We start from the raw sequence: 12,663 nt of genomic DNA, 5'->3' as shown, positions 1-12,663 counted from the left end.
TATTATTTTTCCTTTTGTAACATAGATACAATTTTAATCGCATCAACCGTTTCATTCACATCGTGCACACGAATAATTTGCGCACCTTTAAGCGCAGCAACAGTCGCCAGCGCCACACTGCCTGCTAGTCGTTCTTCTACTGGACGATCAAGAAGCTGGCCTATCATAGATTTTCTAGACATACCTACCAATAAGGGGTAACCCAATTTGTGTAAAGTTTCCAACTGCGCAAGTAACTCATAATTATGGTTCAAACTTTTACCGAACCCAAAACCTGGATCGAATAAAATACGTTCTTTACTCATACCCGCCTCAATACAGACCTTGGCTCGGGCCAATAAAAAATTTTGCACGTCAATGAATACATTATCGTAATGAGGCGCATCCTGCATACTACGAGGCTGACCACGCATATGCATTAGGCAAACCGGTACGTTGGCGGTTGTAGCAACTTCCAAAGCGCTAGGCTCTTGCAATGCTCTTACGTCATTGATGAGCCCCGCACCTGAATCCACAGCGGCTTTCATTACCGCGGCCTTACTGGTATCGATTGAAATGATTGTATCAAAACGCGCCTGAAGGGCTTCAATAACTGGCACTACCCTGTCGAGCTCTTCTTGCTCTGCAACGTCGGCGGCCCCAGGGCGAGTGGATTCACCACCTACGTCAATAAAATCAGCCCCTGACGCAATCATTTCGGCTGCATGTTCAATAGCCTTATTTATTAACGCATATTGACCACCGTCTGAAAAAGAATCAGGCGTGACGTTTAAGATCCCCATCACTTTAGAGGAATCAAGCTTTAATGTTTTATGACGAAAATTCATGAATGCGATTGGTATACCTAAGCTGGACTTAAAAAAAACGCTTTGTTGATCACTCAACAAAGCGTTGTATTAATGACCCACCTAATTAGTGAGTAGCATCACCTGGTTTACCAACCGTAGGATCAGATTTGTTTGTCTCTGCTTTTTCGTCAGCGTCGCCTTTTGGCTCTTCACTGACTGATGCACCACCTGTTGGAGGGGTGTTGTCATTTTTTGAATCTTCGATCCAATCAGCAGGAGGACGAACATCTGTACGGGCCATCAGATCATCAATTTGTTTCGCATCTATGGTCTCATATTTCATCAAACAATCTTTCATGGCATGTAAAATATCAATGTTATCAGTCAATATTTTCTCTGCACGTGAATAATTTCGGTCGATTAAAGACTTCACTTCAGCATCGATAGCACGCGCTGTATCATCTGACATATGCTTAGATTTGGCCATGCTGCGACCAAGGAACACTTCACCTTCTTCTTCTGCGTAAAGCATAGGTCCCATTTTGGTAGACAAGCCCCATTGAGTCACCATCTTGCGGGCAATGTCGGTAGCGCGTTCAATATCGTTTGATGCTCCAGTGGTTACGCGATCTTCACCTAGGGTTAGCGCTTCTGCGATCCGGCCACCAAACAAACTTGAGATCATGCTCTCAAGATGTTGTTTACTATGGCTGTATCTGTCTTGCTCAGGCAAATACATGGTCACGCCCAACGCTCGTCCACGTGGGATAATCGATACTTTGTACACGGGATCATGCTCTGGTACTAAGCGACCAACAATTGCATGCCCTGCTTCATGATAAGCAGTATTCGTTTTCTCTTCCTCTGACATGACCATGTTTTTGCGCTCTGAGCCCATCATGATCTTGTCTTTAGCTTTATCAAACTCTTCCATTGAAACGGTGCGCTTACCACTTCTGGCAGCAAATAATGCAGCTTCGTTCACAAGGTTGGCTAAATCAGCCCCAGAGAAACCGGGTGTACCACGGGCGATGTAAGACGGTTCGACGTTGTCTCCTAAAGGTACTTTGCGCATGTGGACTTTTAGGATCTGCTCGCGACCTCGGATATCCGGTAAACCGACATGTACTTGACGGTCAAAACGACCTGGGCGCAACAATGCAGGGTCAAGTACGTCAGGACGGTTAGTCGCCGCTATAACGATAATACCTTCATTCCCGCCGAAGCCATCCATTTCGACCAACATCTGGTTCAATGTTTGTTCACGTTCATCATGACCACCGCCCATGCCGGCACCACGTTGGCGACCAACAGCATCAATTTCATCAATGAATATGATACAAGGTGCGGCTTTTTTCGCCTGTTCGAACATATCACGTACACGAGATGCACCGACACCCACAAACATTTCAACGAAATCAGAACCTGAAATTGAGAAGAATGGTACTTTCGCTTCACCAGCTATGGCTTTAGCAAGAAGGGTTTTACCCGTCCCAGGAGGCCCCACTAGCAGTACGCCTGTAGGAATACGTCCGCCCAGCTTTTGGAATTTACTTGGATCACGCAAGAAGTCGACAAGTTCAACCACATCTTCTTTCGCTTCGTCACACCCTGCCACATCTGCAAAAGTCGTTTTGATTTGGTCTTCGCCCATCAAACGCGCTTTACTTTTACCGAATGACATAGCGCCACGGCCGCCACCTCCGCCTTGCATTTGACGCATGAAGAATATCCACACACCAATAAGCAACAACATAGGAAACCATGAGATGAAGATAGAGGTAAGTAAAGAAGGCTCTTCAGGCGGCTCGCCAAGAATTTTTACATCTTGTTTTACCAGATCTGAAATAAGCTGATCATCAAAATAAGGGATATAAGTAGAGAAACTTTCCCCAGAACGTTTTGTTCCTTTGATTTCACGTGATTCACTGTCTATGCGTACTTCACGGATTTGTCCTTGATTTGCCTCTTTAAGAAACGTTGTATAATCCGTTTGTACCTTTGATGACTCTCCCGGAGAAAAACTCTGGAAGACTGACATCAAAACGACAGCTATGACCAACCATAAGATTAAATTTTTTGCCATGTCGCTCAAGTTGTTGACCTCTGTTATTTCAATTCTGTTGCGTATCTCACGCCTGAGACTACTATAATTTAAAGCCCGTCGCTACCAGATAAACCTCTCTGGAACGCGCACGAGATGAATCTGGTTTACGTGTTTTGACTACTTTGAAAGCATTTTTGACTTCATTAAAAAATTGGTCAAAACCTTCCCCCATAAATACTTTTACGGTGTAACTGCCGTTTTTCTTTAAAACCTGACGGCACATATCCAGTGACAGTTCGACTAGATACATGGATTTCGCCTGATCTGCGGTGTCATTGCCCGTCATGTTAGGCGCCATGTCGGACATCACTATATCTACGTTTTTTCCACCGATTTTGTTCAATAACGCATCCAGTACAGCTTCTTCACGGAAGTCCCCCATCAAGAAATCAACACCAGGCAATGGGTCCATCGACAAAATATCGCACGCAATAACATGGCCGTTATCGCCAACTTGCTTGACCGCATATTGCGACCAGCCACCAGGAGCAGCACCTAAGTCAACTACCGTCATGCCGGGTTTAATCAGACCGTCTTTCGCTTGAATTTCTTCAAGTTTAAATACCGCTCGAGAGCGCAAACCTTGTTTTTTTGCTTGAATGACATATTTATCGTCAAAGTGCTCTTTTAACCAGCGTTTACTGCTTTCAGATTGCTTATTTTTACCCATTGGCTTCGTTTGTCATTAGGAATACTTGGAAGATGGCGCTAGAATACTGGTTTTCAACTGTTCACATTCAATATAATTGTAAGAAATATTACTCAATGACTCTATCAAACAAGCAAAAACAACACCTTAAAGGCCTCGCTCATTCACTTAAGCCAGTGGTTCAACTTGGCGCAAATGGATTAACTGAAGGCGTATTGGCTGAAATTGAAGGCGCACTTAGCCATCATGAACTCATTAAAGTTAAAGTCCCTACTGACGACAGAGAAGAGAAAGGCTTAATCATGGACGCCATTATCCGTGAAACGAAAGCTGAAAAGCTACAAACCATTGGACATACTTTGGTCTTATTCCGTCAAAGTGACGAGAAGAAAATCGAGTTGCCCCGTAAATAGTACACCAACAGTAGTATCCCATCATGAAGTCCCCGTATCCTAGCAATTAATCACTTGCAAAATACGGGGCTGCTGCTTCGGTTGATAAATTACCTTATGCAAAGAATCTATCAATCGAAGCGTCTATTCATGGTGATGACCACCAACGCCATGAGCATGCCCATGCTGAATTTCTTCAGGTGTCGCTTGGCGCACATCAACTACCTCTAAAGCAAAGTTTAGTGTTTTTCCCGCCATCGGATGATTCAAATCCACGGTCACCATAAATTTACCGACCTTAAGTACCGTCACTTCACGTTGACCTTGCTCGGTGTTCACTACCGCGGTCATACCCGCTTTCCACTTTTTCGTCCCTTTATCGTCTTGCAGATGCTTCATTGGAATACGTTGCTGCGCATCATCACGAATTTCACCATAGGTTTTCGCAGGTTCAAGCTCCACTGAAAAACTATCGCCGACACTTTTTCCTTCTAGAGCGTCTTCAACACCCGGCATCATATTGTCGTGCCCATGAAGGTAAGCTACGGGCTCTGCATCACGGTTATTTTCAAGCTCAGTACCATCTAATTCGGTAATGGTATATTTAAACTGTACAACTGTGTCTTTTTCGATTTGCATCTTCTATCTCTGATTAACGATAATTTTGGCGGCAGTCTATCAAAACAGTGTAAAAGTGACATCTAAATAGCGCATTAATCCTGCCTATTCATCATCTGCGCCATTCACCACATTAGCGATGTTAAGCAAACTACTCACTGCCATATAATTAATCGTGCCCTTAGGGTAACGCCCTTTAGTATTCATCACTCCCACTTCCTTGTTCATTAATAACTCAAGTGCTTGATCGACTGTTTCCACGACGCAGATATGAAATTTTCCCAGCTTCACCGCCGCAACAACCTCTTTATCTAACATAAGGGAAATCTGATTCGACTTAGGAATAATCGCCCCTTGGTTTCCAGTTAATCCCCGGTGTTGGCAAAGTTTGAAAAAGCCTTCAATTTTTTCATTTACACCACCTACCGATTGAACTTGGCCATACTGATTGATTGAGCCTGTAATGGCGAGATCTTGGCGGGTAGGAATGTTGGTCAGGGCTGAGATCAGCGCAACCAATTCTGCCAGCGAGGCGCTATCGCCATCTATATGACCGTACGATTGTTCAATGGCGATATTGGCTGATAAGGTCAGCGGAAATAGCTGGGCATATTTATGGCCTAAATAGCCGGTCAACAACATAACGCCTTTGGAATGGATAGGCTGGCCGAGTTCAACTTCTCGTTCGATATCAACTACACCGTTCGCCCCAGCATACACGGTAGACGTAATCCGCGCTGGGGTACCGAATAAGCTATCCCCTACTTCAAGCACAGTAAGACCATTAACCTTGCCGACATCCACGCCCTCGGTAGCAATTAGAATTTGCCCCTGTTTAATGTCGTCAAGCACCGCTTCGCTTACGCGACCAGTACGGCGCGTTTTTGCACTCAACGCCGCTTCAATATGCGTAACATCTAAATCTAATGCATGACCTTGGCGACAGAAATAAAGACTTTCGTTAAGCAATTCGATGACATCTGAGAAGCGCGCTGACAACCTTTGTTGGTGCTCTGCCATACGTAAACTGTATTCTACAAGGCGATACATCGCCTTAGGTGAAATACTGCTCAATCCCAATTGCGAAACTTGATGTCTTACTCTACCGACAAAGTCATAAAGTGTTTTTTTGTCTAACTGGATTTCGTGATCAAAATCGACCAGTACACGAAACATTTCATAAAATTCATCATCAAAATCTTGCAAGTTGTAATACAACTCCCGCGAACCAAGTAACACCACTTTAACGTTAATGGGGATTTGTTGCGGATTAAGTGTGATTGAGTTGACCATGCCCACATCTGGCTGTGGCAAGTCCATTTTCAAATACCCAGATTTGAGGACTAGCTTTAATGTTTCCCAGGCATAAGGTTGTAAAATCAGCTTATCGACATCTAGCAATAAATAACCGCCATTAGCACGGTGCAATGCTCCTGGGCGGATCATGCGATAGTTAGTAAAAACTGAGCCCGAGACATTGGTATATTCAACACGACCGAACAAGTTCTGATGCGTAGGATTGGCTTCATAAATAACCGGTGCGCCACTATTTAACGCATGGCTGACCAGAATATTAGGCAAATACTGTTCTTCAAGTACGGAACGACGGTCGTATTCATCGTGTTTATCGTCTTTTTTATCATCTGCCAAAATCTCCACTATCGTTTCGACCAAGTGGGGTTTTAATTGCCGTAGAAACTTTAAAATGCCTAAATCAGACGCATACAGATGCTCTAATTCTTTAAGCAAGGGTTTAATGCCCTGCTCTGCTGTGTCCTTTTTAAGATGCCTAAGCTGCTCTGAAGATGCCCGTTTCCACTTAGGCAGCTCAATCAACGCCTCGCCTAAGCGATTTTCCAATTCATCAATTAACTGATAGTAACGCTGACGTTCCTCATCACTTAGCTTGGCAAAATCTGCATCGGTGATGGGCTTCCCATCAACAATAGGTGAAAAACTGATATTGCCATTTTCTTCATACAATGCCACGTTTTGGGCTTGTGCTAGCTGCTCAACAGAATCAATGGCGTGATCATAACGCTGGTCAAACTCTCGGGTTATCGCTACTTTCTTGCGCTGGTAGCCTGGATTATCAAACGCAGCGGGAAATGTATCGAGCAATTCATCCACCAACTTGCCCATTTCCTTTACGAGGCGCTTACTTTCCCCAGGAGGGAGACGCAATGCAAAGGGTTCACGCTCGTCTTCAAAATTATTGATGTAGCACCAGTCATCCGGCGTGAGCACCTTTTGCACATACTTAGCGATATATTCATGCACTAGGGTAAACCGGCCCGTCGCTTGCTCCCCCATCACATACAAGTTGTACCCTTTGGCGTCTAGGCCTAAACCGAAGTCCAATGCTTCGCGCGCTCTCGCCTGCCCAATAAAGGTAGCTTGCAGCGCTTTGTCATCTTTAAGTGCGTGGTTAATCAATCGGCGACTTGGCTTGGCGGTAATTTCTTTTAAACTCAAAGCGTATTTAAGATGCATGGTTAACTGGCGTTGTCCTTATGCGAGCAAGTAAAATACACTTACTCATACTGAAACTCTCACTTTAGCGTACTAAAGTATGTGATAAACCTATTAAGTAGCGCTTCTCTGCATTGCTTAATAAGCTGATATTTGATTCAAATATCATAACAAAAAAGTGGGAATAGCATGCCTCACTTTACGCACATAAAAAAATTTATCTTCACAGGAATTTTCGCCGTTTTTTTCTCCAACGCGTTTTGCCCACGTCACGCATCTTAAAAAAACATGATCTTAGCGCCAAAATTCCGTTGTTTTTACCATCCAAAGGAGCAAATCTGGGACGCGTTAATGAATAAGATTGATAATTACTAGCATAAAAGCCACACATAAAGAGAAGGTGAAGCAACGTTGCCCCTGTAACCCATCGCGAGCGGTTGCTTTTGTGAAAGCGCCAGAGATAACTCAACCCAGCATGTGTATATCCGTTTTATTTGGAGCAACAGTTTGCTGCGCAAGACTTGCAGCTTAAGGCCTTTGCAAGGAATAGAAGTTCACGAAGCGCTGAATTGGCAGCTATTATTGATAAGGTACAAAGCAGCTAATTTACCTCTCTCGCGAGTTTTATTGAACAGCTAAAACCAGATTAACATTACGGATTTGGCGTTAAGTTGTTATTTTTTACGATAATTAGTGCTAAATCCCAGTTCAGCTATTGTGACCCAGCAAACCGTTAGGGTATTCTTACCGGCTATCTTAATAAATACATCTTATCTTCGCGGAAACTCTTTTTAATGGCCGAAAAAATTTACGAACCTCAGAAAATCGAACAAGAGGTACAAGCGCTTTGGGAAACCAATCAAACTTTTAAAGCAACTGAACAAGAAGATAAAGAGAAATTCTACTGCTTGTCCATGTTCCCTTATCCAAGTGGGCGCTTGCACATGGGTCATGTGCGTAATTACACCATAGGTGATGTCGTTAGCCGTTTTCAACGTATGAATGGCAAGAACGTTTTACAACCAATGGGTTGGGATGCATTCGGCTTACCGGCTGAAAACGCCGCATTAAACAACAATACCGCTCCAGCTAAGTGGACATATCAAAACATCGATTACATGAAAAACCAGTTAAAATCGCTTGGTTTTGGTTATGACTGGGATCGTGAAGTTGCTACCTGTAAAAAAGACTATTACCGCTGGGAACAATGGTTCTTCACTCGCCTGTATGAGAAAGGGTTGGTCTACAAGAAGAACTCTACCGTTAACTGGGATCCGGTTGATCACACAGTATTGGCCAACGAGCAAGTTATTGATGGTCGAGGTTGGCGCTCTGGTGCGTTGGTGGAGCAAAAAGAGATCCCTCAGTGGTTCATCAAAATCACCGATTACGCAGAAGAGTTATTGACAGACTTGGAGCAGTTAGAGGACTGGCCTGAGCAAGTACGTGCCATGCAGAAGAACTGGATTGGCCGTTCAGAAGGTGTAGATATCACCTTTAATCTTAGTGAGAACGCAGCTGACATTAGTAGTTTCGACGTGTATACCACGCGACCTGACACACTTTACGGTGTAACTTACGTCGCCGTTGCTGCACAGCATCCTCTTGCCTTGCATGCCGCACAAACTCGACCAGAACTAGCCGAGTTTATTGAATCTTGTAAAAATACCAAAGTGGCCGAAGCTGAGCTTGCCACTATGGAGAAAAAAGGCTGTGACACTGGCTTGTTCGCTATTCACCCGTTAACCGGTGAAAAAGTGGCAGTGTGGGTCGCTAACTTCGTGCTAATGGGCTATGGCTCGGGTGCAGTTATGTCTGTACCTGGTCATGACCAGCGTGATTGGGAGTTTGCCCAGAAATACGGCCTACCTATTAAGCAAGTGGTTGAGCCCAGTGCAGATGAGCCACAAGAATGTGACTTAACCACAGCGGCATACACTGAAAAAGGCGTGCTTGTGAACTCAGCTGAATTTAATGGCTTAGCGTTTCAAGAAGCGTTTGATGCCATTGCAGCTAAACTCGAAGCACTTGGTTCGGGTAGTAAAAAAGTCAATTACCGTTTGCGTGACTGGGGGGTGTCTCGTCAACGTTATTGGGGTTCACCTATCCCGATGCTGAATCTTGAAAACGGAGAGTCTGTTCCTGTTCCAAGCGATCAGCTGCCCGTTGAATTACCTGAAGACGTGCAAATGAACGGTGTTATCTCGCCAATAAAAGCCGATCCTGACTGGGCAAAAACGGAATATAACGGTCAACCTGCGCTACGTGAAACCGATACATTCGATACCTTCATGGAATCTTCTTGGTATTACGCTCGCTACTGCAGTGCCCAAAATCAAGATGCCATGCTCGATCCAACTCAAGCCAACTACTGGTTACCGGTAGATCAATATGTGGGCGGTATTGAGCACGCTATTTTGCATCTATTGTATTCACGCTTCTTCCACAAGCTGCTTCGTGACGAAGGACTCGTGAACTCTGACGAGCCTTATAAGCGTTTATTGTGCCAAGGTATGGTACTCGCTGATTCCTTCTTCAGAGAAGATGAGAGCGGTAAGAAAGAGTGGTTCTCTCCAGCAGATGTTGACACTGTGAAAGACGAAAAAGGCCGTATTACGCAAGCGACTTTAAAAGCGGATGGTAAGCCGGTTGAGCACGGTGGCATGACCAAGATGTCTAAGTCGAAAAACAACGGTATCGACCCCCAGCATGTTATTGATTTATACGGCGCAGATACAATCCGTGTGTTCACTATGTTTGCCGCGCCACCTGAGCAAACATTGGAGTGGGTAGACTCCGGCGTTGAAGGGGCTAATCGCTTTATCAAGCGCGTGTGGAAGCTGACTCAAGACCATATCGACGCCCTTGATGGCGACACTGCACCGGCTATTGACAAGACAGCTCTAACGGGCGATCAAAAAACCTTGCGCCGCGCCGTTCATCGCACCATTGCAAAAGTCACAGATGATGTCGGTCGTCGCCAAACCTTTAATACTGCTGTTGCGGCAATCATGGAATTGCTCAATAGCTTGCAAAGAGCGCCCCAGAGTACAGATCAAGACAAAGCGGTGCTGCGCGAAGCCATTGAATCAGTGGTGTTATTACTTAACCCTATTGCCCCCCATATGTGTCACATTTTATGGCACGACCTAGGCCACAAAAATGATATTGAGACTGCGCCTTGGCCGATGGTGGATGAATCAGCGTTAGTAGAAGATGAAAAACTGATCATCGTGCAAGTCAACGGTAAAGTACGCTCTAAAATTACTGTGGCAGCAGATGCCAGCCAAGAAGAAGTACAGGCCCTTGGTTTAGCTCAAGAAAATGTGCAGCAGTTTGTAGACGGCAAGACCATACGCAAGGTGATTTATATTGCTGGTAAATTGCTCAACATTGTCGCCAACTAACGAGTGAAAAACGCAATGCGAAACCTCATCATCTGCTTATTCTGTAGCCTTATTATCAGTGGTTGCGGTTTTTCATTGCGTGGCAATTATGAGCTACCCGCAAGTGTTTCTCAGTTAAGGGTAGGCTCAAGCGAAGCACACTCGGCGCTAGAGCGCGCCCTTCGCAATGAACTAAAGCCTTACAGTGTTGAGGTGATTGACTCTAGTGTGAAAGGCACCTCTAACACTTCTAGCATATACCTATTAAGTGATGTTCTTGATAGACGTTTATTATCGCTTTTCAGCACAGGTCAAGTCGCTGAGTATGAATTGATTTACACCGTTCGCTATGAGCTACAGTTTGCCAATAGTGATGCTCAATTGCTCGAGTTTGATATTAAGCGAGAGTACCAAGATGATCCCGATGCCGTATTGGCAAAATCTCGTGAGCTTGAACTGGTGTTATCTGAAATGCGCAAACAAGCGGCAATCCGTATCATCCATCAAATATCAATTGCCCAGCGCACCATAGCAAACACTGCACCCATTAGACCTTAATGCAAGTTTACCCCAATCGATTTCACGCAACGTTGAAAAAGGGCCTGCAGCCCTTTTATCTCATTTTTGGTGATGAACCCCAGCAAAAGCTGACGGCGATTAACCAAATACGCGAACTGGCTACTGAGCAAGGATTTGACGAAAGACAAACCCTCGTTGCCGATGCGCAGTTCGATTGGGCAACATTACTCGAAGCAACGCAAACGCTCTCGTTATTTTCTTCTCGTCAGTATATTGAGCTCGAATTGCCCACAGGGAAACCTGGCACCCAAGGTAGTAAAATACTGACCGAGCTGAGTGCACAAAATAACCCTGATATTCTATTGGTTATTCACGGAGCCAAAATTGGCAAGGACGTGCAAAACAGTAAGTGGTTTAAAGCCATTGATAAACACGGTACGTATGTACCTTGTTACCCACTAGAAGGTAACGCTCTGCAGCAGTGGTTAATGGAGCAAATGCGAACCCAAGGTTTGCACGTCACGCCAGATGTAACCCGACTTTTAGCGGAGTATTGTGAAGGTAATCTGCTAGCCGCCAGTCAAGAAATTGAAAAGCTCTGTTTACTCTACCCTAATGGCAACCCAACCATAGAAGAGGTGGAGCAAGCAGTGGTTGATCAATCTAGGTACAACGTCTTTCAATTGATAGACGTGTTGCTTGCAGGGGACAGCCAAAAGTCAGTGAAAATGCTATATCGCCTTGAAAGTGAAGGTGTAGAGCCAAATATTATTATGTGGGCGCTAACCCGCGAATGGCAGACACTACGTGCACTGCAAGCCAGCAAACAGGCAGGACAAGCCATAAACTGGAATCAACATCGCATTTGGAAGAACCGTCAAGGTATGTATCTATCTGCCTTACAGCGATTATCTCCTATTCATATGCAACAACTTCAGCACAAACTCAACATCATGGACAGCGCATTGAAGCAATCCCAAGTGGAACGCCCATATGTTGAACTTTGTCACCTGTGTTTGCTATTTATTCCTATGTCTTTAGAGAACTTTGCTTTAAATTGAATAACTTACGACCAGCATTAGGCATATTTGGGGGGACATTTGATCCTGTTCACTACGGCCACACTGAATCCGTTATCGTGGCAGCACAGCAAGCTGGTGTGCAATCTGTGGCGATGCTACCGTGTCATATTCCTGTGCACAAAAATCATGCCCCCAGTGCCAGTCATCACCGCTTAGCCATGCTGAAATTAGCCATTGAGCAGTACCCGAAGTTATATATTGATGAGCGGGAAATACACAGCGATACGCCTTCATACACCATTCACACGCTGCGAGCATTGCGCAAAGAGTATCCAAAGCATCCTCTATGCTTTTTTATCGGTATGGACTCCCTGCATTCGTTGCTGAGTTGGAATGAATGGCAAGCATTATTCGATTATTGCCATTTTGTTGTGTGTTGTCGTCCAGGTACTAAAACGCCCTTAAGTGAAGAATTGAAAGCTCTACTAGCAGAGCGACAGGTCGCCACTAATAATGCCCTGCACAATGCATTACATGGTAAAATATTTCTTGCCGACACACCGGAACTGGACATATCGTCTAGTGAGATACGCCGGCGTATAATTAACAACTTACCAACAGACGACATGCTCGCTCCGAAGGTACGCCGATACATACAAACACATAAGTTATATCAGCCGAGCACCACTTTCTGATAAACTTATACTTCG

The 12,663-nt window shown here is 44.7% G+C and carries 10 protein-coding genes; 5 read left to right on the top strand and 5 right to left on the bottom strand.

Features of this window, described 5'->3' with window-relative positions; all coding sequences use genetic code 11:
* Positions 1-2: 2 nt before the first annotated feature.
* From folP to rlmE, 3 genes are all read right to left on the bottom strand, one after another.
* Positions 3-827 carry a dihydropteroate synthase gene (gene folP, locus AC0L6N_RS05830; protein ID WP_473479775.1) on the bottom strand — a complete coding sequence of 275 codons (825 nt, stop codon included), beginning with the start codon at positions 825-827 and terminating at the stop codon, positions 3-5.
* 85 nt (positions 828-912) lie between these two features.
* Positions 913-2,883, bottom strand: coding sequence for an ATP-dependent zinc metalloprotease FtsH (gene ftsH / locus AC0L6N_RS05825; protein ID WP_473479773.1), 1,971 nt, complete (start codon positions 2,881-2,883; stop codon positions 913-915).
* Positions 2,884-2,935: 52 nt separating this feature from the next.
* Positions 2,936-3,565: a 23S rRNA (uridine(2552)-2'-O)-methyltransferase RlmE gene (gene rlmE, locus AC0L6N_RS05820; protein ID WP_473479770.1), complete on the bottom strand. Its 630-nt coding sequence runs from the start codon at positions 3,563-3,565 to the stop codon at positions 2,936-2,938.
* A gap of 95 nt (positions 3,566-3,660) precedes the next feature.
* Between rlmE and yhbY the strand changes: the two genes are divergently transcribed.
* Positions 3,661-3,957 (top strand): ribosome assembly RNA-binding protein YhbY, encoded by a 297-nt coding sequence (gene yhbY, locus AC0L6N_RS05815; protein WP_006994613.1) that lies wholly within the window; start codon positions 3,661-3,663, stop codon positions 3,955-3,957.
* Positions 3,958-4,080: 123 nt separating this feature from the next.
* Here the strand turns inward: yhbY and AC0L6N_RS05810 are convergent, their stop codons facing one another.
* Together AC0L6N_RS05810 and AC0L6N_RS05805 are read right to left on the bottom strand one after the other, a co-directional pair.
* The gene (locus AC0L6N_RS05810) at positions 4,081-4,575 is read right to left on the bottom strand and encodes an FKBP-type peptidyl-prolyl cis-trans isomerase (RefSeq protein WP_011574404.1); all 495 of its coding nucleotides are present in this window, start codon (positions 4,573-4,575) and stop codon (positions 4,081-4,083) included.
* 84 nt (positions 4,576-4,659) lie between these two features.
* Positions 4,660-7,047 carry a Lon protease family protein gene (locus AC0L6N_RS05805; protein ID WP_473479767.1) on the bottom strand — a complete coding sequence of 796 codons (2,388 nt, stop codon included), beginning with the start codon at positions 7,045-7,047 and terminating at the stop codon, positions 4,660-4,662.
* 773 nt (positions 7,048-7,820) lie between these two features.
* Between AC0L6N_RS05805 and leuS the strand changes: the two genes are divergently transcribed.
* From leuS to nadD, 4 genes are read left to right on the top strand one after another with little or no spacing between them, the layout of a single operon-like run.
* The gene (gene leuS, locus AC0L6N_RS05800) at positions 7,821-10,433 is read left to right on the top strand and encodes a leucine--tRNA ligase (protein ID WP_473479764.1); all 2,613 of its coding nucleotides are present in this window, start codon (positions 7,821-7,823) and stop codon (positions 10,431-10,433) included.
* Positions 10,434-10,448: 15 nt separating this feature from the next.
* Positions 10,449-10,970: an LPS-assembly lipoprotein LptE gene (locus AC0L6N_RS05795; RefSeq protein ID WP_011574401.1), complete on the top strand. Its 522-nt coding sequence runs from the start codon at positions 10,449-10,451 to the stop codon at positions 10,968-10,970.
* A complete protein-coding gene (gene holA, locus AC0L6N_RS05790; RefSeq protein ID WP_011574400.1) occupies positions 10,970-11,992 on the top strand; it encodes a DNA polymerase III subunit delta in 1,023 nt (340 codons plus the stop codon). Before AC0L6N_RS05795 ends, holA begins: the two co-directional genes overlap by 1 nt.
* Positions 11,989-12,648: a nicotinate-nucleotide adenylyltransferase gene (nadD, locus tag AC0L6N_RS05785; RefSeq protein WP_473479760.1), complete on the top strand. Its 660-nt coding sequence runs from the start codon at positions 11,989-11,991 to the stop codon at positions 12,646-12,648. Before holA ends, nadD begins: the two co-directional genes overlap by 4 nt.
* The last annotated feature ends 15 nt before the right edge of the window (positions 12,649-12,663 follow it).

The organism is Paraglaciecola sp. G1-13, from assembly GCF_055809255.1.
Note: the sequence above shows the minus strand (reverse complement) of the source record. Positions and strands in the feature narration are given on the sequence as shown.